Genomic DNA, 26,918 nt, shown 5'->3' on the forward strand with positions numbered 1-26,918 from the left:
CCGAATGAGATTCTTGACATGGCTCACTAAGCGGGCGTTCACTGGCGGCGCCGGAAAGAGGCTGTCACCCTCGTGAAGGGACGTACATGTCCGGAAACCGCACTCAACGAAGACTGCGAACCACCATCCTCCTGGCACCGCTCACCCTCCTGCTCGCCGCGACGCCGGCGCTGGCCGCTCCTGCGGCTCCCTCCGCTCCCGTCGCGAAGGCGCCCCCGACGTCGGCCCCGGGCAACGGCCCGGCGAAGATCACCGGTCCCATCCCGTCGAAGGGCAAACCTGGGGACCCTGCGCACGACTACGTCTTCTACTCGACCCCGTACGACCTGAAGAAGGCCGGTTACGAGGAAGAGGAGTTCTTCATCTCGGGCACTGCCACGCGGTACAACCCGAACCCGACCGTCGACGAGCAGAAGCAGGCCGCCACGCCGCTGGGCACCACGCCGTACACGACCCGCATCGTGGTGCGACGCCCGGTGAAGCCCGCGAAGTCGGCCGGCGTCGCCGTGGTCGACTGGCAGAACGTGACCGCCGGGCACGACATCGACACCGAGTGGGGCACGAGCGCCGACTACTACGTCCGCAACGGCTGGACGTGGGTGGGCGCCTCGGTGCAGCACGTCGGCGTCAACGGCGCCACCACGGGCGGCACCGCCGGTCTCGGCCTCACGCAGTGGAGCCCACAGCGCTACGGCTCCCTCGACGTCACCAACGGCGGCGCCGTGCTCGACGACTCGCAGTCGTTCGACATCTACACGCAGATCGCGCAGCTGCTCAAGGGCCGCGGCAAGAAGAACCCGCTGGCCGACCTCGGCATCGACCGCGTGTACGCCGGCGGCGCCTCGCAGTCCGGCCGCTACCTCGGCGTGTACTACAACACCGTGCAGCCGCTGCGCCACGTCTACGACGGTTTCCTGTTCGCCCTCTCCGACAGCTCCCTGCCCCCGCGCGAGGGCGTCGGCACCAAGGCCATCCGCGTCTACACCGAAAACGATGTCTACCGCGGCGCCGGTGTCCCGAGCAAAACCGCGCCCGACAGCGATTCCCTGCGCACGTGGGAAATCGCCGGCGCCTCCCACGTGCCCGCCTACTCGACCGGCACCGACCCGAACGACTTCCGCACCACGCTCGGCGCCATCCAGTCCCGCGAGTTCGGCGAGCAGGCCCCCTTCGCCTGCGCCAACCCCGGCCCGAGCCAGGTCGAGTCCTGGACGGTCTTCCACGCCGCCTACGACGCCCTCGACAAGTGGGTCAGCCGCGGCATCGCTCCTCGCCGCGCGGCGCCCTTGGCCTTGATCGACCCGGGCCCACCCGCGGTTCTGGCCCGCGACCCCCTCGGCCTCGCCCAGGGCGGCATCCGCCTGCCCGACGTGGAAGTTCCGACCGGCCTCAACGACGGCATCAACTCACCCGCCAACCTCGACAATCCGCTTTCCTCGTTCTGCGTTCTCTACGGCACACACCGCGATTTCGACGCCGCGCAGCTTCATTCGCTGTACTACAGCACCGCCGACTACCGGCAGTAGGTCGCTGACGTCGTGCAACGCCTGGAAACCCAGCACTTCCTCCTCCCGGAGGACGGCCGCACCCTGATCAACCAGGCAGCGAAGCGCAAGCTGTTCTGACCCGCGGCCCTTGTGGCATGGCCGGGCCCGCACTCGCGCCGCTCGAGTGCGGGCCCGGTCGGAATTCAAGTAGGCTGTTGCGCGATGAGAACTAAAATTTCATTGGCTCGAGACGGTGAATTGTATGTTTTGCGGCTGACGGTGCCGCAGGTTGATTTGATCGAATCGCTCCTCGTTTTTATGGACAATCGCCCTGAGTCTGATCTGGTTTTGCGCGTTTGGATTGGCTGTACCGGGAGTCAGATATCCTTGCTGCGTGGAAAGGTAGCAAGTTCGGAGGCTAGTAGATTCTCGATCGACGAGCTGCACACGCTACTGGCTGCGCTGGTAGTCGTTCCAACTCTGTTCTCTTGCGAAGAGGATTTTTACATAAAAATCGGATTCTTCAAAGAGAATTCTTTGGAGGTTTCTCTTGGGCTGGCAAGTGCGATGAAAATGCTTGATTAGCAAGTTCTTGGAAAGTGTGCAACTTTGATTGGCGGCCCAAGAGATGGCCGGCAGCTCCCTGGTCGGAGTGTGCCGCTCCCGGTGAGGAAGCTGCCGGCCGCAGTCGCGGTTATCTAGCTACGCGCGGCTGCCGTAGTTTCGCCACACACCGGCGGGCTGACGCTCCCCGACGCCGTCCCGGCGGTAGTCACAAACCCCCGTTGGGAAGGTGGCCCGCAGGGTGGCCTTCTCGGCGGACGTGAACTTGACCGGGTAAGAGCCGAAGTCCAGCGGGCGGGTCTGGCACTTCAGCACGTCCATGGCCAACCCTTCACCAGCCGCCATCCGGGTGTTCTCCGCGACCGGATAAAGCGCACCGCACTGGCCGGACGACGGATCGGTCAGCTTCTCCTGGACCCGCTGGGTTGCCGAGAGGTAGCAGCCGTCCGAGAGGTCCCGAGGCCGGTTAGCGATGACGCGAGCAGCAGCACTACGGCCTGAGTGGTCAGCGGAAATCGCCGTCAGCCACCGGTCCATGGCGTCCAGTTCGTAAGCACTCGCCGCTGCCTGTTCGCCGGCCGTCGGGTGGTTGGCGATGATCACCTGGTTGGCCGCGGTGCCGTTGGCCGAGAGCAACCGCTGGCGCATGACGAACGACCACTCCGAAGTGTGGATGTCGTTACCCGCACCGGCCAGGTCGAGGTCCGTGCGCTGGTCGATGATCGGTGTCGACGCCAAACCCTGCGACGCGGAGTTGAAGATGTCGTCGCGGTACAGCGCGTCCAGGGCCTTGGGGTCGGCCGAGGACCGGGCGGCCACCGGCTTGCCCGTGTAGTCCAGCCCGCCGATCGAGGCGTTCAAGGACACGAACTGTGCGGCCGAAATCGTGCCGGCCTTCAGTGCGTCCAAGCCGTACTGGACACCGACGTTGTCCAGCGTGTTCCGCACGAACCCGGTCCGCGGATCCCGGCCCAGCTGGTTCGCGAACTGCTCGTTGGAATTGCAGATCACGCCGTGCGGGTTCGTCACCGGGTCCCAGCGCACCGAAACGGGGATGGCCGAGTTGCAGCTGTCCGTGGCGGTCGCGCGGCTGGCGAAGGTGGCGTCCCACGAAAGGCACGAAGAGTACGAGTTCCAGCCCGCCACGGCGAGCTTCTGGGCATCAGTAAAGCCGGCGGTGGTGAAGTACCGGTTCAGCAACCGGCAGTCGGCCACCGGGCCGGCTGTGGTGATGGGGTCCGGAAAGGACACGCCGGGGATGATGCCGTCGACGATGCCGGGGTAGTTCTCGGCGATGTCGTACTGCTGGATCGCGCCGCCGGAGCCGCCCCAGCCGATGGTGTGCTGCACCGGGCCGTAGGTCTCGACGAAGTGTTCCTTCACCATCATCGCGGCCTCGGCCGAGATGATCGGGCTGCAGTTGTTGTCGAGCACGTTCAGGCTCGACGACGCCACCGCGTAGCCCTGCGAGAGGAACAGGTCGTTGACCACGCCACCGGTGCCGTTGCCCTGGTGGTAGCCGGAGTTGCAGCCGCCGCCGAAGGTATAGACCAGTTTGCCGTTCCAGCCCGGAGTGGCGGTGAACGGCGACGGTGTGGCCGGCCCGGAGGCCAGTGCCGCGATCTCGTACACCGCGCGGTCGATCGTGCCGCGCTCCACCCGCACGATGTACGGCACGCCACCGGCCGCCGTGGCGAGGTCGGCCGGGCGGCTGGCCGGGTCGGCCAGGGCCACGAACTTCCCGGCGGTGTTCTTGTACTGGTAGGTAACCTGCGTCGGCGCGCTGCACAGCGGCATGGTCGCCGGCGGCAGGCCGAACGCCGTGGTCTCACAGTAGAACGGCTTCTGCTGCGTCCCGGAGAACACCGGGCCGGTGATCGAGTGGTTCACCACGCGAACGCTCGCGCGATCGTGCCCGGCCGTGGCGACCAGGTCCGTCGGCCCGTTGCGCAGTCCGGTGACGAGACCGAGCAGGCTGCCGTCCCGCGACGCGTGGAACGAGCGCGTGACGTCGTGGCCGCCGGCCGACACCCGCACCGTGGAGCGCGTGTCCGGCGGCGTGACTCTGACCAGGACCTGGCCTCCGCTGACCAGATCGGGCCGCGGGTTGGAGACGGTCGTGATGGCCAAGCGGGAATGCCCGCCCGGTTGCGCGACGGCCGAGGTCGCCGCTGTCGTGAGGAGGATCGGCACGGCCAGAGCGGCCACTACCGCGGTCGAGCGCCAAGTACGGTTTCTCAACTTCGCACCTCGTTGCTCACGGCACCGCTCGGGTGCGGTGCCACGCAAGTGCCGGGTATAGCACGCGTTACTTAGCCAGAACAACATTCGGCCGCCCTAGTTGATCACGGCGAGCTGGATCAAGCTTCGGTAACCGCGAGCTCGGCCCGATAACAGGTCTGGGCAAGCCACGGAGATGTCTGTACTGTTCGTCGCGTCCGAATCGGATTCTGCTTTGCCGGTGTCACTGCAACGAGGCGGTGGGGTGAGCGTGGTCGAGGATCCTGTACTCCTGCGCGCGGAGGGACTCTGTGTCTCCTTCGGCGGGCTCGAGGTGCTCAGGCAGGTTTCGCTGGAGGTCCACGCCGGGTGCGTACTCGGCGTCATCGGCCCGAACGGTGCGGGCAAGACCACGCTGTTCAACACCATCTGCGGGTTCGTCCGGCCCGACTCCGGCACGATCACCTTCGCCGGCGAAGCCCTCGACCGCCCGCGGCCCGAGCGGCTCACGCGCCACGGCATCGCCCGCACGTTGCAAGGACTCGGTCTGTTCGCCGGATTGACCGTGCTGGACAACGTGGTCGCGGGCGCCACGCACCGCTCGCGCACGAGTCTCGGCGGCGCGCTGCTCGCGTCACCCTGGGCCGACCGCGACGAACGCGCCCTCGCCGCCCGCGCCATGGAGGTGCTGTGCGAGCTCGGAATCGACGGTGACGCGAAGCGGATCTGCGCCGGGTTGCCCTACGGCGTGCGCAAACGCGTCGCCCTCGCGCGCGCCCTGGTGAGCGAGCCCCGGTTGCTGCTGCTCGACGAACCGGCGGCCGGCCTGTCGGCGTCGGAGGTCGGGGAGCTGGCCGACATCGTCCGCGGCCTCGCGCCGGCGACGACCGTGATGCTCGTGGAGCACCACATGGACTTCGTGATGAACCTGTGCGACCGGCTCGTGGTGCTCGACTTCGGCGAGGTCATCGCCCGCGGCACGCCGGCGCAGGTGCGGGCCGACCCGCAGGTGCAGCGCGCCTATCTCGGCGACCCGGTGACAGCGGGACAAGGCGGTGCGCATGCTTGACGTCAGCGGCCTCGTCGTGGACTACGGGCCGGTGCGGGCGCTCGACCACGTCGACCTGGTGGTGGAGCAGGGATCCATCACCGCGGTGCTCGGCTCCAACGGCGCCGGCAAGACGACCCTGCTGCGCGCGCTCAGTGGTCTGCACCGCCCCCGTGAGGGCGCCGTGCAGCTCGACGGTCACGACATCACCCGCCTGGCCCCGGAAGACCTCGTCCGCCTCGGCGTCGCCCACGTGCCCGAGGGCCGCGGCGTGATCGCCGAGCTGACGGTGGAGGAGAACCTGCGCCTCGGCGGCCTGTGGCGGCGCGAGCGCCAGTGGCTCAAAGCGGGCACCGGCGAGATGTACGACCTGTTCCCCCCGTTGGCCGAACGCCGCCACCAGCGTGCGGAAGCGCTTTCCGGCGGCGAACGCCAGATGCTCGCCATCGGCCGCGCGTTGATGAGCCGCCCCGAGCTGCTCCTGCTCGACGAGCCCTCACTCGGCCTCGCCCCACGGGTTTCGGCCCGGATCGTGGCCGTGCTGCGAACGCTGCGTGAGGAGAACGGCCTCACGCTGCTGCTGGTGGAGCAGAACGCGGCGACCGCGCTGTCGGTCGCCGACCGGGCCGTCGTCCTGCACCTCGGCCGCAAGGTCGCCGACGACACCGCCGACACCCTCGCGGCCGACGACCGCGTGCGCCGCGCCTACCTGGAGGTGTGATGGGCCGCTTCCTCGACCTGACCCTCGCCGGGCTCACCAGCGGGGCCGTGTACTCGGCCGTCGCGCTGGCGCTCGTGCTGATCTGGCGCTCCACGCGGATCGTGAACTTCGCGCAGGGCGGCATGCTGATGATCACCACGTTCATCGCCTACACCATCGTCTCCCACGGCGGCTCGTACTGGCTGGCACTGATCGTGGCCGTCCTCAGTGGACTCGTGCTCGGCGCCGTGGTGGAACGCGTGCTCGTGCGGCCGGTGGAGAAGCGGTCGCCACTCGACGCGGTGGTGGTCACCTTCGGCCTGCTCGTGCTGCTGCAGGGCGTGGCCGGGATGCTCTTCGGCGGCACCCCGCGCTCGTACCCGCCGGCGTTCGACATCGCGGGGTTCAAAGCGGGCGACCGGCAGCTGCTGTTCGCGCCCAACGACCTGTGGATCGTGCTCGTGGTCCTGGTCGTGATGGTCGTGCTGGCGCTGGTGTTCCGCAAGACGAACCTCGGCCTGCGGATGCGGGCCTCGGCGTTCGCGCCGGAGGTCGCGCGCCTGCTCGGCGTGCGCGTCGGGCGGATGCTCACGGTCGGCTGGGCTCTGGCGGCGGCGGTCGGCGCGATCGCCGGGGTGCTCGTGGCGCCCAGCACGTTCGTGAGTCCCACGGCGTTCGACGCGGTGCTGGTGTTCGGCTTCACCGCGGCGGTGATCGGCGGCCTCGACAGCCCGCCGGGCGCGGTCGTCGGCGGGCTCGCGCTCGGCATCGTGCTCAGCTACGTGGCCGGCTACCTCGGGTCCGACATCGTCACGCTGGCCTCGCTGGTCGTCCTCATCGGGGTGCTGATGCTGCGTCCGCAAGGGCTGTTCGGTTCGACGAAGGGAAGGCGGGTATGACGGCGCTCGCCGCGGCGGCCCCGGTCCGGTTCTGGCAGCGGTCCACGCTCGTCCGCCACCTCACGCTCTCTTTGCTGGGCCTGATCGTGCTGTACTTCGTGACGACCTCGCTCGACTCGTTCGCGAACCTGCAGTTCGCCCAGATCTGCTACACCGCCATCGCGACGGCGGGCCTGACCGTCCTTTCCGGACTGTCCGGCCAGATCTCGCTGGGCCACGGCGCGTTCGTGGCCGTCGGTGCCTACACCACGGCGTTGCTGCTGGAACACCTCGACTGGCCGCTCGTGCTCGTGCTGCTCGGTTCGGTGGTCGTCGGCGGCGCGCTGGGTTCGCTCGTGGGCGTGGCGGCGGCGCGGCTGCGTGGCCCGTACCTGGCGGGTGCGACGCTCGCGCTGGCCGTCGGCCTGCCCTCGCTGGCCGACTACCACGGCCTGCGCGACCTGCTCGGCGGTGCCAACGGCCTCATCGTCACCTCCGACCCGCCACCGCTTTCCCTCGGCGAAAGTTTCCCGCTGGAACGCTGGCAGGCCTGGATCTGCGGCCTCTGCCTGGCGGTCACGTTGTTCCTGCTGGCTAACCTCACGCGCAGCCGGATCGGCCGCGACATGCGCCTGGTGCGCGAGGACGAGCAGGCCGCCGCGCTCTCGGGCGTGCACGTGGCCCGCACGCAGATCGTCACGTTCGGCATCAGCGCGGCGTTCGCGGGCCTGGCGGGCGGGCTGTTCGCGGTCGTCAACAGCTTGGCCGCGCCCGGTGCGTTCACGTTGAGCCTTTCCTTGTCCCTGCTCACCGCGGCCGTGCTCGGCGGGCTCGGCAGCCTCGCCGGCGCGGTGTACGGCGCGGTGATCGTGACCCTGCTGCCCAACTGGACCGCCGACCTGGCGCAGCAGGCCGACCTGCCCCGCGCGATCTACGCGAACATCCCGCTCGTGCTCTACGGGCTGGTGCTGATCGTGGTGATCATCGCGTTCCCCGGCGGCATCCAGTCGGGGGTCCGCAAGCTCGGCGCCTTGCTCAAGGCTCGTTTCGTCCGTCCACTCCCGACCCGTCAGGAGACGAGAAGATGACCGTACGCCGACCAGCATCCGTCGCGGTCGCCCTGGCCGCGGTGGTCGCCCTCACCGCCACGGCCTGCGCCTCGGGTGACGACGCCGCCGAGGCGACGCCCGGGATCACCGCCGACACCGTCACCATCGGGTCCACGATTCCGCTCACGGGCACGGCCGCGCCGGGCTACAGTGAGCAGGGCCCGGCCGCGAAGGCGTTCTTCGACTACGTCAACGCCAACGGCGGCATCAACGGCCGCAAGATCACCCTCAAGTACCTCGACGACGCCTACAACCCGGCCCAGACGGTCACGCTGACCAAGCAGCTCGTGTTGCAGGACAAGGTGTTCGCGATCGTCGGCTCGCTCGGCACGCCGACGCACACGAAGGTCGTGGACTTCCTCAACTCCTCACGCGTGCCCGACCTGTTCGTCGCGTCCGGCTGCACGTGCTGGGACCAGCCGGAGAAGAACCCCTACACCTTCGGCTGGCAGCCGGACTACACGGTGGAGGGCAAGATCCTCGGCGACTACGTGAAGAAGAACCTGGCCGGCAAGAAGGTCGCGTACTTCTACCAGGACGACGACTTCGGCCGCGACGGCATGAAGGGCCTCGACAAGTACATCGACCAGAGCCTGGTCGTCTCGCGCCAGCCGTACCAGCCCGGCAACACCGACGTGGCCGCGCAGGTGTCGGCGATCGCGGCGTCGAAGGCCGACGTCGTGGTGCTCGAGGCGATCCCGGCCTACACCGCGTTGTTCAAGCTGACTTCGCTGAAGCTCGGCTACTCGCCGACGCTCGTCGCGTCCAGTGTGGGCGCCGACCCGATCACCGTGTCGGGGCTGCTGGAGAACTTCGCCAAGAAGGCGGGTTCGTCGGTGAAGGGGCAGGACCTCATCGAAGGCCTGGTCACGTCGGCTTACCTGCCGGCACTCGACGACACGAGCAACTCGTGGACCGCGCTGTTCAAGAAGATCCACGACCAGTACATCCCGAATGTGCCGTTCGACGGCAACGTGTACTACGCCATGGCCTACGCCTACACCTTCACGCAGGCCCTCGCCCGCGCCGGGCAGAACCCGACGCGCCAGGGCGTGATCGACGCGCTGAAGAAGGGCGGGCTCACCGGGCCGGGTCTGGTGCCGTTCCGCTACGGCGCGGATTCCCACGCGGGCTACACCGGTGGGCAGATCGCGACCATCAAGGACGGCAAGCAGGTGTCGTCCGGAACGCCGCTCACGACCGACGACGGTGACGGTCCCGTGACCCCCTACACACAACCGCAACCACAGGCACCGGCCAACGGCATCCCCGCGGCGTGAGTCCGTCCGGCACAATCACGCCATGACGGAGGCGACAGGGAGCAAGCGGGCGCAAGCGACCCGCGCGGCGCTGCTCGAGGCGGCCGGTGAGGTCTTCACCGCGTCGGGGTACGACCAGGCGAGCATGGCCGCGATCGCCGAACGGGCCGGCGCCAGCATCGGCAGCCTGTACCACCACTTCGTCGCGAAGTCCGATCTGTACATCACGCTCTACAACGAGTACAACCGCCGCCAGCAGCACCGGTCCGCCAAGGCGTTCCGCACGGCGCTGGCGCAGGGCGAGGAGGACGCGCTCCGGCTCTACATCTCCGGAGCGCGCGCCTACCTCGAAGGGTGCTGGCAGGAGCGCAAGCTCGCCCGGCTGTTCCTCTCGGGGAACGGCCCGGCGGGCTTCGGCCTGCTCACGCGCGAGCGGTTCCGGGAGTGGCTCACGGCCAACGCCACGCTGGTCAACGGCCATACCCGGCCGCTTTCGGACATGCTCGTGCTCTCGCTCACCGCGATGTCGACCGAGGCGGGCCGTGAGGTCGCGGCCGCTCCGTCGAAGGCGAAGGCGGGGCAGATGATCGAAGAGGTCCTCGAACTGATGGGCCGGCTCTACCCCACTTCGTGACGCACGTCACCCCTTTTGGTTCGCTGGTCTCTCCAGCAGCGGAAAGCTCGGCGTCCGGGTCGGATCGGCACGCTCGCGTCCGGTTCGTCCGGGTGGCGCTCGCACCCGGAGACCAGTTTCATTCCCTATGAATGTTTCTCTTCGAAAATGTTCCGGGGGCTGGACATGTGCGGGATCACGGGATGGGTCGACTACGGCCGCGACCTGACGGCCGAGCGGGAGACGGTGGCGGCCATGACCGCCACCATGGCCTGCCGCGGGCCGGATGCGAGCGGGACGTGGTTCGACCGCCACGCGGCGTTCGGGCACCGGCGCCTGGCCATCATCGACCTCGAGCTGGGCACGCAGCCGATGACGGCCGAGGCCGGCGGCACGGTCGCGCTGACCTACAGCGGTGAGGTCTACAACTTCGCCGAGCTGCGCGCGGAGCTGCAGACGCGCGGGCACCGCTTCACCACCAACAGCGACACCGAGGTGGTCCTGCGCGGCTACCTGGAATGGGGCACCGGCCTGGCCGAACGCCTCAACGGCATGTACGCGTTCGGGATCTGGGACCCGCGCGAGGAGCGCCTGGTCCTGATCCGCGACCGGATGGGCATCAAGCCGCTGTACTACTCGCCGCACGGCGACGGGCTGCTGTTCGGCTCCGAGCCCAAAGCGATCCTCGCGCACCCGGAGATCCGGCCCGTCGTGGAGACCGACGGCCTGCGGGAGCTCCTGTCGTTCACCAAGAACCCCGGCCAGGCCGTGTGGGCGGGCATGCGGGAGGTCGAGCCCGGCACCGTCGTGACGCTGGACCGCACCGGCCTGAAGGTGCGCCGCTACTGGCAGCTCCAGCCGGCCGAGCACACCGACGACATCGGCGTGACCGTGCAGCACGTGCGCGAGCTGCTCGACGACATCGTGCGCCGCCAGCTCGTGGCCGACGTCCCGCGCTGCGTGCTGCTCTCGGGCGGCCTCGACTCCAGTGTCATCACCGCGCTGGCCGCCCGGCAGCTCGCCGACCAGGACGAGCGGGTGCGCAGCTTCGCGGTGGATTTCGTGGGGCAGGAAGACAACTTCGTGCCGGACGCGCTGCGGGCCACGCCGGACGCGCCGTATGTGCGTGACGTCCACGAGCACGTGGGCTCGATGCACCAGGACATCGTGCTCGACTCGGCGGAGCTCGCCGACCCGGCCGTGCGCCGCGCGGTGGTGCGGGCTCGCGACCTGCCGACGGGCCTCGGCGACATGGACGGCTCGCTGTACCTGCTGTTCCGCGCGATCCGCGAGCGCTCCACCGTCGCGTTGTCCGGCGAGTCGGCCGACGAGGTCTTCGGTGGTTACGCGTGGTTCCACGACCCGAAGGTGCAGCAGGCCGACACCTTCCCGTGGCTCGCGCGGCGGCTGCAGTCGGGCGAACGCGGGGTGAGCCAGATCTTCGCCGACGGTGTGCGGTCCTCTTTGGACCTCGCCACGCACCTGCGGGACTCGTACTCGGCGGCGGTCGCGGAGGCCGGCACCCGGCCCGGCGAGACCGAGCACGAGCGTCGCATGCGGGTGATCGGCTACCTGCACCTGACGCGGTTCGTGCGCATCCTGCTCGACCGCAAGGACCGCCTGAGCATGGCCACCGGCCTCGAGGTGCGCGTGCCGTTCTGCGACCACCGGCTCGTGGAGTACGTCTACAACACGCCCTGGACGACGAAGACGTTCGACGGTCGCGAGAAGAGCCTGCTGCGCGCGGCGGCCCGCGACGTGCTGCCCACGTCGGTGGCCGAGCGGGTGAAGAGCCCGTACCCGTCGACGCAGGACCCGAAGTACCTCGAAGCCCTGCGCGACCAGGTCGGCGACCTGCTGGCCGCGCCGGCGCACCCCGTGTTCGACCTGTTCGACCGCGGCCTGCTGACGAGGCTGCTTGCCCGGGAGGACACCGTGCCCTTCCTCCGGCCACTCGTGGAGCGTGTGCTGAACTTCGCGACCTGGTTCGATCTGTACTCACCGGAGCTGCGCATCCGGTGAGGTGACCACGAGGGTGAGGAGCAGGCCATGGCGGGCGAGTCGCCGGACGTCGACGCCGACGAGGCGTTCCAGTTCGTGCTGTCGCTGTACCGGCTGCTGCGCGAGCTGCACCGGGCGGCGCCGCCCGACAACCTGCCGCGTACTCAGCTGCTGGTGCTCGCCAAGCTGGCCCGGTCCGGACCCCTGCGCATCGGCGCGCTCGCCGACGAGGTCGGCTGCTCCCAGCCCACGGCCACGAAGGTCGTGCACGCCATGGAGGAGGCCGGCTTCGTCGCGCGCGCGGCCGACGCAGGCGACAAGCGCGTGAGCTACGTGCACCTCACCCCGCAGGGCCGCCGCCGCCTCGGCGCGGTGGTGCGCGACGAGGCGCGGGTGCTCGTGGAGCGGTTCGGCGACCTCGAACAGGACGAGGTCGAGCTGCTGCTCAAGGCGGGCGCGGTGCTGCGCCGGATGACCGACGGCGCGGAAACTGACATTCGACAAATTCCTCGCGACCCACAATAGTTGTGTGAGACACAGCGGGTCTCGAGGAGGAGGCGGTCGAATGTTCGCTGAACCCGACGTCGAACGCGAAGACCGGCCGGACGGGAGCGTCGTCTTCCGCTCCCGCGACCCGCTGGGTGCCTACCCGCGCAGCGTGGCCGCGATGCTGCGGGCCTGGGCGCGCGTGGACCCCGACCACCCGCTGGTGGCCGAACGCGACGGCGACGGCTGGGCGACGCTGACGTACGGCGAGGTCCGCCGTCGCGCCGACGCGCTCGGGCAGGCGCTGCTCGACCGTGGCCTGGGTCCGGACCGGCCGGTCCTGATCCTTTCGGGCAACTCCGTCGCCCACCTCGTGCTCACGCTCGGCGCGCTGACCGCGGGCGTGCCGGTGGCGCCGATCAGCGTCGCGTACTCGCTGCTCAGCGGAGACCACGCGCGGATCCGCGAGATCGCGAAGGTGCTGAAGCCGGGCCTGGTGTTCGCCGAGGCCGGTGGCCCGTTCGCGAAGGCGCTCGCCGCGGTCGAGGGGCCGGAAGTAGTCCTGGCGCGCGAGGTCGACGCCGTGCCGGGCGCGGAATCCCTCGACGATCTGCTGGCCACTTCGCCGGGCCCGGAACTCGAAGCCGCGTACGCCGCGACGGGACCGGACACGCTGGCGAAGGTGCTCTTCACGTCCGGCTCCACCGGTTCGCCGAAGGGCGTGCTCAACACGCACCGGATGCTGTGCGCGAACCAGCAGTCGATCCGGCAGGCGTGGCCGTTCCTGGTGGAGGAGCGGCCCGTGCTCGTCGACTGGCTGCCGTGGAGCCACACCTTCGGCGGCAACCACAACGTGGATCTGGTGCTGCACAACGGAGGCACGCTCTACGTGGACGACGGCAAACCGGCGCCGCAGCTGTTCGGCCGGAGCCTGGAGAACCTGCGTTCGGCGCGGCCGACGCTGTACTTCAACGTGCCCGCGGGTTACGCGCAGCTCGTGCCCGTGCTGGAACAGGACCCGGACTTCGCGCGTGCGTTCTTCTCGCGCCTGCGGTTGCTGTTCAACGCGGCGGCCGCGCTGCCGGCGGCGTTGCGCACGCGCCTGGCGGACGCGGCCAGGGCGGCCGGCGTCGACGTGCCGCTGACGAGCTCGTGGGGCGCGACCGAGACCGCGCCCGCCGTGACGAGCGCCCACTTCCCGTTCGACGACGCACGGTGCATCGGCGTGCCGCTGCCGGGCCTCGAGGTCAAGCTCGCGGCCGTGGGCGAGGCGCGGGAGATCCGCGTGCGCGGTGCCTCCGTGACGCCCGGCTACCTGCACCGGCCCGACCTCACGGAGGCGGCGTTCGACGAGGAAGGCTTCTACCGCACGGGCGACGCCGCCGTGCCGGTCTCGGCCGACCCGAACGCGGGGCTGCTGTTCGGCGGCCGCATCGCGGAGGACTTCAAGCTCGACACGGGCACGTTCGTCCGCGTCGGCGCGCTGCGCACGGCGCTGCTCTCGGCCGTGCCGCTGCTGTCCGACGCGGTGATCGCGGGGGAGAACCGCTCGTACGTCAGCGCGCTGGCGTGGCTCAACCAGGCCGAGGCGCGGGCGTTGTTCGCGGGTTCGCTCGACGCCTCGGACGGCTGCGTGGTGCACGCCGAGCTGCGCGCGCACGTCGGAAAGCTGCTGGCCGCGATGAACGCGGCGGCCGGCTCGGCCGGTCGCGTCGAGCGGCTCGTGGTGCTGGCCGAGCCACCGGACCTCGACGCGGGCGAGATCACGGACAAGGGCTACCTCAACCAGCGCCGCGTGCTGGCCCGGCGCGTGGCGCTCGTCGAGCGCCTTTACGCTGGTGAACCGGACGCCGCAGTGATCGTCGCGGGATGATCGGTTGAGGACCCTCGAGACGTCGGTTCCTGGGCGATCTCGCACGCCACGCCGGAGGCGGGGCAGACAATATGGTGATGTGTCAACAAATTGGGGTAGACTCACTCCATGACGGACGCACGCTGGCTCGACGAGCGCGAGTTGCACGTCTGGAAGCTGTACCACCTGCTCCAGCGGTCCCTCAACGGTGCCATCGACCGGCAGCTCGTGCGCGACGCGGGGCTCTCAGGCCCGGACTACACGCTGATGGTGCCGCTTTCCGAGGCGCCCGGCGACGTGCTGCGCATGCGTGACCTCGGGATGCAGATCCGGTGGGACCGCAGCCGGCTGTCGCACCACGTGAGCCGGATGGAGAAACGCGGCCTCGTCACGCGCGAGGACTGCTCGGACGACGCGCGCGGCGCCATGGTGCGCCTCACGCCGACCGGGCGTGAAGCCATCGAAGCTGCCGCCCCCGAGCACGTGGAGACCGTGCGGCGGTACTTCTTCGAGCAGGTCAAACCGGACGAGCTCGAGGTGCTGGAACGCGTCTTCGACCGCATGGTCTCGCGCCTCAACGCGGACGACGAAGACGGCCCCTGTACGCGGTAAAGTCGGCTTCGTGGCCAAAACGCGCGAGAAGCTCAGCCGCGACACGATCGTCGACGGCGCCCTCGCCCTGGCCGATCGCGAAGGCCTCGACGCGCTGACGATCCGCCGCCTCGCGCAGGACCACGGCGTCACGCCGATGGCGCTGTACTGGCACTTCAAGGACAAGCACGAGCTCGTGGCGGGCCTGGCCGAACGCCTGCTCGCGGACGTCTCGCTGCCGGAGTCCGATGGGCCTTGGGACGCGCGGCTGCGGGCCGCGCTCGTGGCGGTGCTGGCCGCGGTGCGCCCCCACCCCGCCGTCGCCGCCCTCGTCCCGCCCCGCATCCTCGAGTCCGACGCCGGCCTCACCGTGGCCGACCACGTGCTCGGTCTGCTGCGCGAAGCCGGCTTCACGGCCGAAGAAGCCGCCGAGCTCGGCGGTTACCTGCTGTCGGCCAGTGTCACCCTCGTGACGGCCGAGCCCGGCGCCACCGACGTCCACCCCGCGTCCACCCGGGACGAGGCCGTGGAGCGCAAGCGGGTCGCGCTGGCCGCGTTGTCGCCCGAGCGCTTCCCGAACGTCTCGGCCGCCGCCGACGCGCTGGCCGCCTGCGGCGACGAGGATTCGTACTTCGCCCGTGGCGTAGACCTCCTGGTTTCGGGCGTTCGCGGCCTGCGCTGACCGTTCCGCAGACCCCGCTGACGGGCGCGCACCACCACCGTCAGCGCACCGTGCGGGCGTGGTCAGCGCCGGGCCGCAGTCTTGCGTCATCGAAAGCCGAACCCCGAGAAGGGACTCCAGCGATGACCAAGACCGTGCTCGTTTCCGGTGCCAGCGTGGCAGGGCCGTCGGCCGCTTTCTGGCTGCACCACCACGGCTACTCCGTGACCGTCGTCGAGGCGGCGCCGGCGTTGCGGCCCGGCGGCCAGGCCGTGGACTTCCGCGGTGAGCAGATGAAGCTGATCGACGCCATGGGGCTCACCGAGGAGCTACGCAAGTACGAGACCGCGATGGGCGACCAGCTGCTGCTGAACGCCGAGGGCAAGCCGATCGTGACCGTGCCCAGTTCGTTCGCCAGTGGCGAGCTCGAGATCCTGCGCGGCGACCTCGCGCGCATTCTCTACGACCGCACCCGGGACTACACCGAGTACGTGTTCGGCGACCGCGTCACTTCGCTGACCGAGACCGCCGACGGCGTCGAGGTGACCTTCCGCCACGGCGCGCCCCGGCGGTTCGACCTGGTGGTCGGCGCCGACGGCGTGCACTCGGGCGTGCGCACGGCCGCCTTCGGCGCGGAGGCGCGCTTCCGCAAGGACCTCGGTTACCACGTCGCCGCGTTCAGCGCGCCCAACCACCTCGGGCTCGACCACAGTGGCCTGATCTTCAACGAGCCGGGCCGCGGCGCGATGGTCTACAGCGGCCGCGACGGCGACACCGTGACCGTCATCCTGTACTTCCGCGGCGACCCGCGGGGTTACGGCCGCCCGGATCCCGAGCGGCAGAAGGAGATCGTGGCCGACGTCTTCGCCGGCGCGGGCTGGGAGATGCAGCGCCTGCTGAGCGCGCTCGACGACGCGCCGGACCTGTACTTCGACACCATCGGCCAGATCAACCTGGACACGTGGTCGAAGGGCCGCGTGGTGCTGCTCGGCGACGCCGCGTGGTGCGCTGGCCCCGGCGGCTCCGGCACGGGCCTGGCCATGATGGGCGCGCAGATCCTCGCCGGTGAGCTGGCGGCCGCGGACGGCGACCACGTGGCGGCGTTCGAGAAGTACGAGCAGCGCCTGCGCAAGCCGGCGCACCTCGGTCACAAGAACGGTGCCGGCTCCGGCGGGTTCCTCGTGCCGGAGAACGAGAAGAAGCTGCGCAGCCGCAACCGGATGTACCGCATGCTGACCGGCCCCGTGTTCAGCAAGGTGTTCGACTACATGAGCACCCGGGCGGCGAACGCGGTGCAGTACCGCGAATACACCGGCAAGGTCGCGGGTTGAGAGGTTGCCTTGACGCGCACGTCAAGGTCTACCTTCGAACGCATGCGGATCGGCGAGCTCGCCCGGCGGGCGGGGACGACACCACGGGCCCTGCGCTTCTACGAGGCGCAGGGGCTGCTGCCGGCGGGGCGGGCGGCGAACGGGTACCGGGAGTACGACGAGGACGACCTGCGGCTGGTCAGCGAGATCCAGACGCTGCGCACGGTCGGGTTCACCCTCGAGGACACCCGCCCGTTCGTCGACTGCCTGCGCACCGGCCACGAGTCCGGCGACTCCTGCCCGGCTTCGGTCGAGGTGTACCGGCGCAAGCTCGAGGACGTCGAGAAGTGCCTGGCCGACCTCGGTGCCGTGCGGACCGCGTTGATGGACAAGCTCGCCGAGGCCTCGGCCCGGCGTGACCCCTGTGTTGCGGAGGAGCCCCGATGACCACCGATGCGACCTTCGCCGCCGACGTCCTCGACCACGACAAGCCGGTGCTCGTGGACTTCGGGGCCGAGTGGTGCCCGCCGTGCCGGATGATCGCGCCGGTGCTGGCCGAGATCGCGGCCGAGCGGGCGGATTCCCTGACGGTGCACGAGATCGACACCGACCTGAATCCCGAGACGGCGCGGAAGTACCAGGTGATGTCCCTGCCGACGTTGATCCTCTTCCGCGGCGGTGAGCCGGTGCACACCATTGTCGGCGCCCGTTCGAAGGCCCGGCTGCTCGCCGAACTCGACAACGTTTTGGGAACCACGCCTGTCACGCTGTGAAAACCAGGCCGGCCCGGTAGAAAATGGTGGTGGACCACACCGGGGAGGCAACCGTGAACACCCTCGTGCGCTCGTTCCTCTTCCTCCGCCGCGCGATCGGCGTGCTCGGCCTCGCGCTGCCGTTCGTCGTGATCGTCGGCAAGGAGCTGCTGCAAGGCGGCGGCCTGCAGGGCTCGCTGAGCGGCTACTACGACACCGACCTGCGCAACGTCTTCGTCGGCACGATGTGCGCCATCGGCGTTTTCCTCGTCTCCTACCGGGGTTACGGCCGGATCGACGACATCGCCGGCAACGTCGCGGCGGTCGCGGCCATCGGCGTCGCGCTCTTCCCGACCAGCCCGGCTTCGCCCACGGGCGCCGAGCGCGCGATCGGCGTGGCGCACCTCGTGTTCGCCGCGATCTTCTTCCTGACGCTGGCGTTCTTCTGCTTCTTCCTGTTCACCAGGTCCGACGATCCGTCGCCCACCTCACGCAAAGCCGCGCGCAACGTCGTCTACCGCGTGTGCGGCGGCGTGATGCTGGCGGCGCTCGCGCTGATCGTGGTCGACGGGCTCTTCTTCGACTCGGCCACGGCTTCGCTGCACGCGACGGTGTGGCTGGAATCCCTCGCGGTGATCGCGTTCGGCGTCTCGTGGCTGGTGAAGGGCGAGGCGCTGCTGGCCGACCTGCCGCACGACCGCGGCGAACTGGTCCAGGCCTGAGCCTTGGTCCACTTCGGACGGAAGTGGTTCAGTTCAGCCGGCCGTAGGCGGCCGAAACCTGCGTGAGCCACTCGACTTCCGCGGCGAAGGTCTTGGCGTCGTGGTCGTCGAAGCTGCCGTTGTCCTGGCTGTGTGCCGGGGTGACGCCGGAGTTCTTGGCCCGCAGCGCGTGCTTGATCTTCGTGGCCTCGACGAGTGCCTGGTTCGCCGCTTCGGCCGGGGAAGGCTCGGCGCGGTCCATGTACGGGCGCAGCGCCCGCCACCCGTCGCGGATCTCGATCACCCGGCGGTGCAGGCGGTAGTGCAGGTCGGACCACTGGCGGTCGGCACCGGACGGCGGCTCCAGCGCGATGCCCGGCGAGGACTCGTAGAGCGAGTGCCACAGCGGGTAGAGCGCGCGGTAGGAGCTGTAGTTCCGGCCCCAGGCAAGGAGGTTCGACACGTGCCCGCCCCACGACGGCATGGTCAGCCCCAGCGACACGATCACGATGCCGAGCGCGCTGAACAGCGACGCCGCGATCGCCCACGGCCCGACCGACAGGCCGAACATCGGGCTCACGATGTTCACCGTGCGCGCGGCGCAGTAGAGGAACAGCACCACCGCACCGAATGCGAGCATCCGCAAAGCGCGGCGCAGCCACGGTTTCGTGGTGCTTCGCGCGTACGGGATGCACTGGCGGTAGATCGTCACGCACGGCACGGCCTGCGAAACGATGAACAGCAACAGGTAGATCAGGATGACCGGGTTGCTGCTGCCGGTGCCGAACGCCGACGCCGGCGTGCCGGGGCGGTTGCCGATGAAGAACAGCACCGTGAGGACCATGCACAGCACGACGCCGGCGATGATCCACGCCCGGATCGCGCGCCGCACCTCCGAGAGCGGGTTCGCCCACTGCATCAGCAGGATCTGCGCACTGATGCAGTAGGCGACCGCCGAGAGGTGCAGCACGAGGATGGCCAGGTTCTGCACACCGAAGAACGTGACGACGCTGAGCGACACCGCCCCCATCGTGAACGTGAGGCACTGCAGTACCAGCGTCACCATCATCGTGACGTACCCGATGTCACCCCAGCCGCGCCGGATCGACGCGAGCTTGTAGAGGAACGCGGCGTACGACGACACCGCGGACGACGCGAAGAGCACGATCTTCAGCGCGTTCACACCAGACCACCCCAGTTGCGTACTGCATCGATTGTTACTGATCCGACCACAGTCACGGCCGAATGGCTTCGCAGCAACGGTTACGCGCCGCGTGGGGGTCGGCCTGCCTGTGGCCGGATCAGCAACTCGAGATTCAGGCGTTCACGGCCTCGCGCCGGCTGCCTTCGAGCGGCACGGCCAGGCCGACGGCTTCCGCCGCCACGGCCACCGCGTAGTCGAAGAAGGCCGAATGGTCGGCGACGCTGTCGTGCGTACGGCTGAACACCTGGAACACCAGCAGGCCGATCAGGTTGCTCCACAGCACGATCCCGCGTTCGAGCAGATCGCCGTACGGAGCCTCGGGCTGCCCGCCGAAGAGCGCGACGGCCTCAACGGTCACGAGCGTCGGACCGGGCAGCGGCCGGCTCGGCGGCGTGAGGGATCCGGCCGCCAGCGCGGAACGCAGCACCGCGGCGAGCGCGGCGGGCGTGCGCGAAGCCGGGCCCACCGTGGTCTCCGGCGCCGCGTAGCCGGGCACGGGCGAGCCGTAGAGCAAGGCGAACTCGGCCGGGTTGGCGAGCGACCATTCGCGCAATGCGCGGGTGACGGCCAGCAGGCGCGCGCCCGGGTCCGTTTCCCGTTCGCCGGGATCGGCCTGTTCCATGGCCTCGCCGGAGGCGTTGTAAGCGTCGATGATCAATGCGGTCAGGAGATCGTCACGATCTCCGAAAAACGGTTGCACCTCGGCCACGGTCACGCCACTTCCGACGGCCACCGTCTGCAGCGTCAGACCGGTCGCTCCGGTCTCGGCGAGCTGACGGCGAGCCGTGTCCTTGACGAGCCGGGGGAGATCTTCAGAAGACATAGGCATCCTTGTCGGAACTGTCCATGATCGGCGACCCTACACCAACGCCCGTCGGCCGCCTAGAGTCCGAAAAGCGGCTCTGGCCACAGGGAAGACTCGAGTGAAGAGCACTGAGAAGGCCCCGTGAATCGGATTAATCGCGAGCCTTTTCGGAGGGACGTTCGAGGTGCCGTCGCAAGGCAACCGAGAGGTTTACGGACAACTGTCCGAAGAAGTTCGCGGTGAACCCGAAGTTACGGATACCTGAAAAGCCAATCCCGCTCACCGGGCTGACTATGGTGTGGCGCATGAGTCTTCACGTGGTGATCGGGTTCGGCCCGGCGGGGGCGGCGACGGCGAGGCTGCTCGCCGAACGGGGCGAGCGGGTGAAGGTGATCGGCAGGTCGCCGCGGCCCGAGGAGCCGGGGCTCGAGCACGTGGTGCTCGACGCCACCGACCGCGCCGCGTTGACCGCCGCAGCCGAGGGCGCTGACGCGATCTACCAGTGCGCGAGCCCGCCGTACCACCGGTGGACGCGCGACTGGCCGCCGCTGGCCGACGCCACCGCCGCCGCGGCTGAGACGACCGGCGCCGTGCTCGTGGCGCTGGGAAACCTGTACGGCTACGGCCCTGTCGACGGGCCGATCACCGAGGATCTGCCGCTCGAGGCGACGGGACCCAAGGGTCGCGTGCGCGTGCAGCTGTGGGAGCAGCTGCACGATCTGCACGAGCAGGGCCGGATTCGCGCCGCCGAGGTGCGGGCGTCGGACTTCTTCGGGCCGGGCGTGACCGACGGCGGGCACCTGGGCGCGCGCGTGGTGCCGGCGGTGCTGAAGGGACGCAAGGTCCAGGTGATGGGCGACCCGGACGCGCCGCACAGCTGGACCTACCTGCCGGACGTCGCGCGCACGCTGGTGCGCGTCGCGGCGGAGGAGAAGGCGTGGGGCCGCGCGTGGCACGTGCCGACGCTGCCGGCGCGTTCGTCGCGCGTGATGGTCGGCGTGTTGTGCGAAGCGGCGAACGTGCCGCCGGTCGGCGTACAACGGCTTCCGGCGCCGTTGCTGCGGATGGCCGCCGCGTTTTCGCCCTTGCTGCGGGAACTGCAGGAGGTGCGCTACCAGTTCGACCGTCCGTTCGTGGTGGATTCCCGTGCCTTCACGGAATTCTCGGGCGAAGAAGCCACCCCGCTCGGCGAGCAGGCGGCGGCGACGGTGCGCTGGTGGCGTGATCGGTCGGCTACCGAGGGTTGACCTGCGGTCGGGGATTTTCGCACGAATTCCTGGACGCCCTTGAAAATCCGATCGCCACGGGGCAATCTCTCACCTACTGGGTGGGCGATCGGCGCGAGGAAGTTCTGTCATGGCGTCTTGGGGATCTGCTGCGCAAAAAATCGGAAATCGACCGGACATCGCTATTGTCGGCATCGGGTGCCGTTTTCCCGGTGCCCGGAACGTGAACGAGTACTGGGATCTGCTCAGCGAGCCGAAACCTCAGTTCAGGACCGTCCCGGATTCGAGGTGGCGGCGGGACTCGTTCTACAACGACGATTTCCGGGACACCTCGGCCGCGTACTCCGACAAGATGGCGCTGCTCGACGACGTCGGCCACTTCGACGCCGGGCACTACGGCATCCCGCCGCGCCGCGCGAAGTCACTCGACCCGCAGCACCGGCTGCTGGTCGACCTCACGCGCGAAGCGCTGCAGGACGCCGGCTGGGAGGCCGGCGGCTTCGAGCGCGAAGACACGTCGGTGATCATGTCGCTGTCCGAGAGCGGCTACCGCGAGATGAGCACGCTTCACATCCGCCTGCGCCAGCTCGCGGGCGGCGAGTTCGGCCGGTCGGCGGGCGCCGAGCTGGCCGAGGCGGGCTCGGCCGTCGGCGGCCTGCACGCCACGGCCATGGCCGGGCTGCTGCTCAACATGGGCCCGAGCTCGATCAGCTCGGTGTTCGACCTGCACGGTGAGAGCTACGCGCTCGACGCCGCCTGCTCCGGCGGCCTCACGGCGGTGGCCAACGCGGTGTTCGCGCTGCGCGCCGGCCGCTGCCGCATCGCCGTGGCCGGTGGCGCGCAGCTGGTGCTCACACCGGACCTGCTGGTGGGGTTGTCCCGTATCGGCGCGGTTTCCCGCAGCGGCGAGTGCCGGCCGTTCGACAGCCGGGCCGACGGGTTCGTGCTGGGTGAAGGCGCCGGCGTGCTCGTGCTGCGCCCGCTGGCCGACGCGCAGGCCGCCGGCGACCGGATCTACGCGGTGATCCGCGGCGTCGGGTTGTCCAACGACGGCACGGTCAAGGGCGGCATGATGCCGCAGGAGTCGGGCCAGCTGCTGGCGCTGCGCCGTGCGTACCGCGACGCCGACGTGGACCCCGGCTCGGTCGGTTACCTGGAAGCACACGGCACGGCGACGTCGGTGGGCGACGACGTGGAGATCAACGCGCTGGGCGAGCTGCGCCGCGACGCGACCGCTCCCGCGTACCTCGGCGCGGCGAAGTCCGTGGTGGGGCATTCGCTGGGGACCGCGGGGATCGCCGGGCTGATCAAGTCGGTGCTGTCGGTCCACAAGGGACAGATCCTGCCGCAGCCGGACTTCGAACCGGCCCCGCACCTGGCGCTCGACGAGGCCCGACTGCGGGTGGCCGGCGAGGTAACGCCCTGGACCGCGGACGGCCCGCGGCGCGCCGGGGTGAGCGCGTTCGGCTTCGGCGGGACGAACGTGCACGTGGTGCTCGAGGAATCCCCTGCGGTGCCAGCGGTTTCCGCCGGCGGTTCGCAGTTGCTGCTGCTGACCGCTCGGGACCGGGCCGGCCTGGCCCGGCACGCGCGCGAGGTCGCGGAGGTGCTTTCGCGCGAGCCGTTGCCGCTGGCCGCGGTGGCGTCCACTTTGGCGCGTCGCACGTTGTTCGCCGAACGGCTCGCGGTGGTGGCCGACGACCTCCCTGACGCAGTGTCGAAGCTGGTGGCGGCGTCCGTCGCGCTGGAGTCGGGGACGACGGGGGAGCTGGCGCCGGCGACGTACGCCGGGGTTGTGGCGCCGGGCGCCGAGGTGCCCGCACCGGACCTGCCGTTGGTGGAGCTGGCCGCGCTGGCGGTGACCGGCGCCGGGCTGCGGCCGGTGATCGGCGGGACGCCGCCGTGCACGCTGCCGCCGAGCCCGCTCAGCCCGCGCAACCACTGGGTCGTCGACGAGGCGAAGCAGCTGAAGGCTCGGTCGTTGCCGCCGCTCAGTGGTTCGGCGGCGGCGGATCCCGTTGAGCCACCGGCGGTTCCGTCCTCGCGGGACGTGCTGGCCGTGGTGCTGGAGGAGGTCGCGCGCACGAGTGCGTTCCCGGTCGGCGACCTGTGTGCCGGGCACGCGCTGATCGACGATCTCGGGTTCGACTCCCTGATGCTGACGGAGCTGGAAGCCAACCTCCGTAAGCGCTTCCCCGGGCAGCGCTTCGAAATCGAGCAGGAGCGCGGGGTCACGGCCGGTGCGGTGGCGGGCCTCATCACGCCCGCCGTGGCGGTGCCCGTGCCACTGGCCTCGGAGACCGTCGCGTTCGACCCGGCCACCGCGTCGATCGACGACTTCCCCGAGGCCGCGGCGATCGACGCGCGGCTGCGGGAGTTCTCGGACCTCGGCGTGCCGAACCCGTACTTCCGCAAGCACCAGGGTCTGCTGACCAGCACCACCACCGTCGGCGGCCGGCAGTACCTGTCGTTCTCCAGCTACAACTACCTGGGCCTCTCCGGCCACCCCGCGGTGACGGCCGCGGTGCATGACGCCGTGGACCGCTACGGCACCTCGGTGTCAGGCAGCCGCCTCCTCGCGGGCGACCGCGACCTCACGCGTCAGCTGGAGACGGAGCTCGCGACGTTCTTGGGCACGGACGACTGCCTGGCGCTGGTGAGCGGCCACGCGACGAACGTGAGCGCCATCGGCCACCTCGTCGGCCCCGGCGACCTCATCGTCCACGACTCGCTCGCGCACGACAGCATCCTGCAGGGCTGCGCGCTTTCCGGTGCGACGCGCCGCCCGTTCCCGCACAACGACGTCGCGCAGCTCGAAGACATCCTGCGCCGCACCCGCGCGCGGTTCCGCCGCGTGCTGATCGTGGTCGAGGGCGCGTACAGCATGGACGGCGACCTCGCCGACCTGCCGGGCCTGATCGAGGTCAAGAAGCGCTACGGCGCCCTGCTGATGGTCGACGAGGCCCACAGCATCGGCACGGTCGGCGCCGGCGGCGCGGGCGTCGGCGAACACTTCGCCGTCGACCGGTCCGACGTCGACCTCTGGATGGGCACGCTGTCGAAGTCCCTCGCCGGCTGCGGCGGCTACCTGGCCGGCTCGTCGCGCACGGTCCGATGGCTGCGGTATTCCTTGCCGGGCTTCGTCTACAGCGTCGGCCTCACGCCCGCCAGCGCCGCCGCGTCCCTGGCCGCCCTGCGCGTCCTGCGCGCCGACCCCTCGCGGCTGGCCCGTCTCCGCTCGAACTCGGGGCTGTTCCTGCGCCTGGCCCAGGCGGCCGGCCTGCCCACCGGCTCGGCCTCCGCGACCCCCATCGTCCCCTGCGTCATCGGCGACTCGACCACGACGCTCCGCCTGGCCACCACCCTCTACGACCGCGGCATCATCGTCGACCCCATCCTCCACCCGGCCGTCGACGAATCCCAGACCCGCCTGCGCTTCTTCCTCACCAGCGACCACGAAGCGGGCCAGCTGGAGTACACGGTTTCGACGGTCGCGCGCGAGCTCACCCGCCTGCGGACGGAACGGGCCGGCTAGGGCAGCATCCGGTTCGTCACAGCCGATCCAAGAGGGTTTTCACGATGGTGGTGTAAGCCTCCGGGTGCGCGAAATCGGGCGGCGGCCCCGCCGTCACCATCGCGGTCCGCATCTGACCGTGGCTGATCCTGGTGACCACCAGGAAGGTGTTCTTGTACTGGTCCGCCTTTTCGGTGCAGTAGAACGCGTTGTCGCTGAGGTACTTCGGCTTTTACGCGCAGGACTCGGCCGAGATCTTGAGCGAGGCCTTCACCGACGTCTCGCCTGGCGAGGCGAAGACGAGCAGGTCGCCGGACTTCGTCTGGTGGCTGCTGGTGAAGATGTAGTCGCACGTGTACCAGGTGATGCCGTTGCTCTTGTCCGGCGCTTCTTCACTCGTGACCAACTCTTGGCTCACGAGGAACGCCCGCTTGTACTCGTCGATGTCCATGAACGGACACGCCGCACTCAGCTTCGCCGGCGACGCCGCCGGCACGAACGTCGACGCCGTCGACGGTGGCGCGCTGGTCTTCGTCGTCGCCTTCGTCGTGGCCGGCACGCTCACCGGGCTCGGCGTGGCAACGGGTTCCTTCGCCGCGGTGGCCGAACACCCCGCGGCAGCCGCCACCACAAAGGCGACGGCGATGAGTCTTCTGGGCAAAAGCATGCCCCGAATCCTGCCCGACCTTCGCGGAAATCCCGGCCGCGGAGATCCACCCGTGATGATCCGGTGGGTGTGGCCTGTATCGCTCGGATCAGGTCCGCGGAGAGGGCATTGGACCTAGAGCAGCATCCGCTCGATCCGGTCGATCGGCTTCTCCTCCGCAGCCGGCACCTTCGCCGGAGGAGCGGGAGCCGGGACCACGCCCATGCGTTCGGACAGCAGGTAGGCGATGATCTCCGCCTCCTGCTCCTGGGCGTCGTCGTAGGTGGCGCGCATCAGCATGTCGCGGACGATGTCCGGGTCGAGGTTGGGGAAGAGGGAGCGGGCGCTCTCGTCGTCGAGCAGGCCCGAGCCGCGGTGGCAGCAGATGATGTGACCGAGCTCGTGCAAGATGATGTGCTCCTGGTGGGCGCCGGTGGTGTTGGCGTCGAAGAAGATGAGGTCTTCTTGTTGCGCCGCGACCCACATGCCGCACGGGTGGGAGGCCGGCATGGGCATCGGCACGAGGGTGATCGGCCGTTCGCGGATGGTGCCCAGCCGTTCGCACAGGGTCGGGAGGTCGCAGCCCTCCGGCAGGTCCAGCTCGGCGATCCGCCGGGCGCCCTCCTCGCGCATCCGCTTGAGCTGGTCGCGACGCTCCTCCGCCATGCTCAGCCCGCCGCTTCGTCGCTGACCGGCGGCAGGCCCTGCATCTGGCGGTACTGGTCCATGATCGTGGTGATCGCCTGCAGGTTCTCCTCACGCATGCCCGCCGCGCGCATCGCGACCGCGCGCACGCCCGCCTGCCGCATCGCCTCGATGGCGGCCAGCTCGCTCAGGACGTCGCCCGCCACCTTCTCGTCGAAGAAGTACGCGACGGACACCCCGAAGAACTTCGCCAGCGCCGCCAGCAGCTCCTGCGACGGGTTGGTGCGCTTGCCCGACCGCAGCTGCGACAGGTACACCGAACCGACCTTCAGCTCCGGCGACTCGCGCTTCAGCTCGGTGGCCACCTCGGCGTTCGTCCAGTGCTTGCCCTGCGGGCGCACCGTGCGGAACAGATCGTCGAGCCTGGAGGCCAACGTCGGCCGAGTGTCATCACTCGAGTCACTGGACATGTCCGCCCCCTCCGGTCAGCGACTGATTGCTCTCAGCTAGGTCGACTATCCCAGATTAGCTGACAGTTGACAATCAGGGCTCCCCTACACAAGACTGTGCGCAGGGCGAATTAGCTGATAGTTAACTCGCCAACACAGGCTTAGCGGTAGGCGTTGCACTGCCGCGGGGCGGCGCT

General features: G+C 69.6%; 25 protein-coding genes. 19 read left to right on the top strand and 6 right to left on the bottom strand.

Going from position 1 to position 26,918, the window contains the following annotated elements; all coding sequences use genetic code 11:
- Positions 1 to 86 precede the first annotated feature (86 nt).
- Entirely contained in the window at positions 87 to 1,526 is a 1,440-nt protein-coding gene (locus ACFY1H_RS16055) for an alpha/beta hydrolase domain-containing protein (protein WP_386947129.1), read from the top strand.
- A 183-nt stretch (positions 1,527 to 1,709) separates the two neighbouring features.
- Positions 1,710 to 2,072, top strand: a complete 363-nt coding sequence (locus ACFY1H_RS16060; protein WP_386947130.1) for a hypothetical protein — start codon at positions 1,710 to 1,712, stop codon at positions 2,070 to 2,072.
- A gap of 117 nt (positions 2,073 to 2,189) precedes the next feature.
- Here ACFY1H_RS16060 and ACFY1H_RS16065 read toward each other — a convergent pair whose 3' ends face one another.
- Entirely contained in the window at positions 2,190 to 4,292 is a 2,103-nt protein-coding gene (locus ACFY1H_RS16065; protein ID WP_386947132.1) for a DUF6351 family protein, read from the bottom strand.
- A 244-nt stretch (positions 4,293 to 4,536) separates the two neighbouring features.
- Here ACFY1H_RS16065 and ACFY1H_RS16070 point away from each other — a divergent pair, with 244 nt between their 5' ends.
- The 15 genes from ACFY1H_RS16070 to ACFY1H_RS16140 all read left to right on the top strand — a co-directional run bounded on the left by ACFY1H_RS16070 (position 4,537) and on the right by ACFY1H_RS16140 (position 18,253).
- A complete protein-coding gene (locus ACFY1H_RS16070; protein WP_366583076.1) occupies positions 4,537 to 5,340 on the top strand; it encodes an ABC transporter ATP-binding protein in 804 nt (267 codons plus the stop codon).
- Positions 5,333 to 6,040, top strand: coding sequence for an ABC transporter ATP-binding protein (locus ACFY1H_RS16075; protein WP_366583077.1), 708 nt, complete (start codon positions 5,333 to 5,335; stop codon positions 6,038 to 6,040). Before ACFY1H_RS16070 ends, ACFY1H_RS16075 begins: the two co-directional genes overlap by 8 nt.
- On the top strand, positions 6,040 to 6,918 hold the full coding sequence (locus ACFY1H_RS16080; protein WP_366583078.1) for a branched-chain amino acid ABC transporter permease: 879 nt from the start codon (positions 6,040 to 6,042) through the stop codon (positions 6,916 to 6,918). The genes ACFY1H_RS16075 and ACFY1H_RS16080 overlap by 1 nt, the downstream gene beginning before the upstream one ends.
- Positions 6,915 to 7,985 carry a branched-chain amino acid ABC transporter permease gene (locus ACFY1H_RS16085; protein ID WP_386947135.1) on the top strand — a complete coding sequence of 357 codons (1,071 nt, stop codon included), beginning with the start codon at positions 6,915 to 6,917 and terminating at the stop codon, positions 7,983 to 7,985. The genes ACFY1H_RS16080 and ACFY1H_RS16085 overlap by 4 nt, the downstream gene beginning before the upstream one ends.
- The gene (locus ACFY1H_RS16090) at positions 7,982 to 9,286 is read left to right on the top strand and encodes an ABC transporter substrate-binding protein (RefSeq protein WP_386947137.1); all 1,305 of its coding nucleotides are present in this window, start codon (positions 7,982 to 7,984) and stop codon (positions 9,284 to 9,286) included. The genes ACFY1H_RS16085 and ACFY1H_RS16090 overlap by 4 nt, the downstream gene beginning before the upstream one ends.
- Positions 9,287 to 9,308: 22 nt before the next feature.
- The gene (locus ACFY1H_RS16095; RefSeq protein WP_360594985.1) at positions 9,309 to 9,899 is read left to right on the top strand and encodes a TetR/AcrR family transcriptional regulator; all 591 of its coding nucleotides are present in this window, start codon (positions 9,309 to 9,311) and stop codon (positions 9,897 to 9,899) included.
- Positions 9,900 to 10,064: 165 nt separating this feature from the next.
- Positions 10,065 to 11,900 (top strand): asparagine synthase (glutamine-hydrolyzing), encoded by a 1,836-nt coding sequence (asnB, locus tag ACFY1H_RS16100; protein ID WP_386947909.1) that lies wholly within the window; start codon positions 10,065 to 10,067, stop codon positions 11,898 to 11,900.
- Between the two features lie 27 nt (positions 11,901 to 11,927).
- Positions 11,928 to 12,404, top strand: coding sequence for a MarR family transcriptional regulator (locus tag ACFY1H_RS16105; protein WP_366583081.1), 477 nt, complete (start codon positions 11,928 to 11,930; stop codon positions 12,402 to 12,404).
- Between the two features lie 40 nt (positions 12,405 to 12,444).
- A complete protein-coding gene (locus ACFY1H_RS16110; protein WP_386947139.1) occupies positions 12,445 to 14,238 on the top strand; it encodes a feruloyl-CoA synthase in 1,794 nt (597 codons plus the stop codon).
- A 108-nt stretch (positions 14,239 to 14,346) separates the two neighbouring features.
- Entirely contained in the window at positions 14,347 to 14,829 is a 483-nt protein-coding gene (locus ACFY1H_RS16115) for a MarR family winged helix-turn-helix transcriptional regulator (RefSeq protein WP_386947141.1), read from the top strand.
- A 10-nt stretch (positions 14,830 to 14,839) separates the two neighbouring features.
- Positions 14,840 to 15,490, top strand: coding sequence for a TetR/AcrR family transcriptional regulator C-terminal domain-containing protein (locus ACFY1H_RS16120; RefSeq protein WP_366583083.1), 651 nt, complete (start codon positions 14,840 to 14,842; stop codon positions 15,488 to 15,490).
- A 122-nt stretch (positions 15,491 to 15,612) separates the two neighbouring features.
- The gene (locus tag ACFY1H_RS16125) at positions 15,613 to 16,800 is read left to right on the top strand and encodes an FAD-dependent monooxygenase (protein ID WP_386947144.1); all 1,188 of its coding nucleotides are present in this window, start codon (positions 15,613 to 15,615) and stop codon (positions 16,798 to 16,800) included.
- Positions 16,801 to 16,842: 42 nt separating this feature from the next.
- Positions 16,843 to 17,226, top strand: coding sequence for a MerR family transcriptional regulator (locus tag ACFY1H_RS16130; protein ID WP_386947146.1), 384 nt, complete (start codon positions 16,843 to 16,845; stop codon positions 17,224 to 17,226).
- On the top strand, positions 17,223 to 17,552 hold the full coding sequence (gene trxA, locus ACFY1H_RS16135; protein WP_386947147.1) for a thioredoxin: 330 nt from the start codon (positions 17,223 to 17,225) through the stop codon (positions 17,550 to 17,552). Before ACFY1H_RS16130 ends, trxA begins: the two co-directional genes overlap by 4 nt.
- 53 nt (positions 17,553 to 17,605) lie before the next feature.
- Positions 17,606 to 18,253 carry a DUF998 domain-containing protein gene (locus tag ACFY1H_RS16140; protein ID WP_386947148.1) on the top strand — a complete coding sequence of 216 codons (648 nt, stop codon included), beginning with the start codon at positions 17,606 to 17,608 and terminating at the stop codon, positions 18,251 to 18,253.
- 28 nt (positions 18,254 to 18,281) lie between these two features.
- Here ACFY1H_RS16140 and ACFY1H_RS16145 read toward each other — a convergent pair whose 3' ends face one another.
- Together ACFY1H_RS16145 and ACFY1H_RS16150 are read right to left on the bottom strand one after the other, a co-directional pair.
- On the bottom strand, positions 18,282 to 19,415 hold the full coding sequence (locus ACFY1H_RS16145) for an MAB_1171c family putative transporter (RefSeq protein ID WP_386947150.1): 1,134 nt from the start codon (positions 19,413 to 19,415) through the stop codon (positions 18,282 to 18,284).
- Between the two features lie 133 nt (positions 19,416 to 19,548).
- Entirely contained in the window at positions 19,549 to 20,259 is a 711-nt protein-coding gene (locus ACFY1H_RS16150) for a TetR/AcrR family transcriptional regulator (RefSeq protein ID WP_386947152.1), read from the bottom strand.
- Positions 20,260 to 20,546: 287 nt separating this feature from the next.
- On the opposite strand from ACFY1H_RS16150, the gene ACFY1H_RS16155 reads away from it, so the two are divergent.
- Both ACFY1H_RS16155 and ACFY1H_RS16160 read left to right on the top strand, forming a co-directional pair.
- On the top strand, positions 20,547 to 21,488 hold the full coding sequence (locus ACFY1H_RS16155; RefSeq protein WP_386947154.1) for an NAD-dependent epimerase/dehydratase family protein: 942 nt from the start codon (positions 20,547 to 20,549) through the stop codon (positions 21,486 to 21,488).
- Between the two features lie 202 nt (positions 21,489 to 21,690).
- The gene (locus tag ACFY1H_RS16160; protein ID WP_386947156.1) at positions 21,691 to 25,002 is read left to right on the top strand and encodes an aminotransferase class I/II-fold pyridoxal phosphate-dependent enzyme; all 3,312 of its coding nucleotides are present in this window, start codon (positions 21,691 to 21,693) and stop codon (positions 25,000 to 25,002) included.
- Between the two features lie 211 nt (positions 25,003 to 25,213).
- On the opposite strand, the gene ACFY1H_RS16165 is transcribed toward ACFY1H_RS16160, so the two are convergent.
- The 3 genes from ACFY1H_RS16165 to ACFY1H_RS16175 all read right to left on the bottom strand — a co-directional run bounded on the left by ACFY1H_RS16165 (position 25,214) and on the right by ACFY1H_RS16175 (position 26,742).
- On the bottom strand, positions 25,214 to 25,648 hold the full coding sequence (locus tag ACFY1H_RS16165; RefSeq protein WP_386947158.1) for a hypothetical protein: 435 nt from the start codon (positions 25,646 to 25,648) through the stop codon (positions 25,214 to 25,216).
- 114 nt (positions 25,649 to 25,762) lie between these two features.
- Entirely contained in the window at positions 25,763 to 26,293 is a 531-nt protein-coding gene (locus tag ACFY1H_RS16170; protein ID WP_366583098.1) for a toxin, read from the bottom strand.
- 2 nt (positions 26,294 to 26,295) lie between these two features.
- A complete protein-coding gene (locus ACFY1H_RS16175; RefSeq protein WP_366583099.1) occupies positions 26,296 to 26,742 on the bottom strand; it encodes a helix-turn-helix transcriptional regulator in 447 nt (148 codons plus the stop codon).
- Positions 26,743 to 26,918: the final 176 nt, after the last annotated feature.

Source organism: Amycolatopsis sp. NPDC001319, assembly GCF_042896185.1.
Taxonomy (GTDB): Bacteria; Actinomycetota; Actinomycetes; order Mycobacteriales; family Pseudonocardiaceae; genus Amycolatopsis.

What these genes read in the sequence shown, in the direction of transcription:
- ACFY1H_RS16130 (WP_386947146.1), top strand. Translation starts at nt 16,843, where the DNA reads ATGCGGATCGGCGAGCTCGCCCGGCGGGCGGGGACGACACCACGGGCC.
- ACFY1H_RS16110 (WP_386947139.1), top strand. Translation starts at nt 12,445, where the DNA reads ATGTTCGCTGAACCCGACGTCGAACGCGAAGACCGGCCGGACGGGAGC.
- ACFY1H_RS16075 (WP_366583077.1), top strand. Translation starts at nt 5,333, where the DNA reads ATGCTTGACGTCAGCGGCCTCGTCGTGGACTACGGGCCGGTGCGGGCG.
- ACFY1H_RS16095 (WP_360594985.1), top strand. Translation starts at nt 9,309, where the DNA reads ATGACGGAGGCGACAGGGAGCAAGCGGGCGCAAGCGACCCGCGCGGCG.
- ACFY1H_RS16175 (WP_366583099.1), bottom strand. Translation starts at nt 26,742, where the DNA reads ATGTCCAGTGACTCGAGTGATGACACTCGGCCGACGTTGGCCTCCAGG.
- ACFY1H_RS16060 (WP_386947130.1), top strand. Translation starts at nt 1,710, where the DNA reads ATGAGAACTAAAATTTCATTGGCTCGAGACGGTGAATTGTATGTTTTG.
- ACFY1H_RS16170 (WP_366583098.1), bottom strand. Translation starts at nt 26,293, where the DNA reads ATGGCGGAGGAGCGTCGCGACCAGCTCAAGCGGATGCGCGAGGAGGGC.
- ACFY1H_RS16125 (WP_386947144.1), top strand. Translation starts at nt 15,613, where the DNA reads ATGACCAAGACCGTGCTCGTTTCCGGTGCCAGCGTGGCAGGGCCGTCG.
- trxA (WP_386947147.1), top strand. Translation starts at nt 17,223, where the DNA reads ATGACCACCGATGCGACCTTCGCCGCCGACGTCCTCGACCACGACAAG.
- ACFY1H_RS16105 (WP_366583081.1), top strand. Translation starts at nt 11,928, where the DNA reads ATGGCGGGCGAGTCGCCGGACGTCGACGCCGACGAGGCGTTCCAGTTC.
- ACFY1H_RS16080 (WP_366583078.1), top strand. Translation starts at nt 6,040, where the DNA reads ATGGGCCGCTTCCTCGACCTGACCCTCGCCGGGCTCACCAGCGGGGCC.
- asnB (WP_386947909.1), top strand. Translation starts at nt 10,065, where the DNA reads ATGTGCGGGATCACGGGATGGGTCGACTACGGCCGCGACCTGACGGCC.
- ACFY1H_RS16165 (WP_386947158.1), bottom strand. Translation starts at nt 25,648, where the DNA reads ATGCTTTTGCCCAGAAGACTCATCGCCGTCGCCTTTGTGGTGGCGGCT.
- ACFY1H_RS16115 (WP_386947141.1), top strand. Translation starts at nt 14,347, where the DNA reads ATGACGGACGCACGCTGGCTCGACGAGCGCGAGTTGCACGTCTGGAAG.
- ACFY1H_RS16055 (WP_386947129.1), top strand. Translation starts at nt 87, where the DNA reads ATGTCCGGAAACCGCACTCAACGAAGACTGCGAACCACCATCCTCCTG.
- ACFY1H_RS16090 (WP_386947137.1), top strand. Translation starts at nt 7,982, where the DNA reads ATGACCGTACGCCGACCAGCATCCGTCGCGGTCGCCCTGGCCGCGGTG.
- ACFY1H_RS16150 (WP_386947152.1), bottom strand. Translation starts at nt 20,259, where the DNA reads ATGTCTTCTGAAGATCTCCCCCGGCTCGTCAAGGACACGGCTCGCCGT.
- ACFY1H_RS16085 (WP_386947135.1), top strand. Translation starts at nt 6,915, where the DNA reads ATGACGGCGCTCGCCGCGGCGGCCCCGGTCCGGTTCTGGCAGCGGTCC.
- ACFY1H_RS16155 (WP_386947154.1), top strand. Translation starts at nt 20,547, where the DNA reads ATGAGTCTTCACGTGGTGATCGGGTTCGGCCCGGCGGGGGCGGCGACG.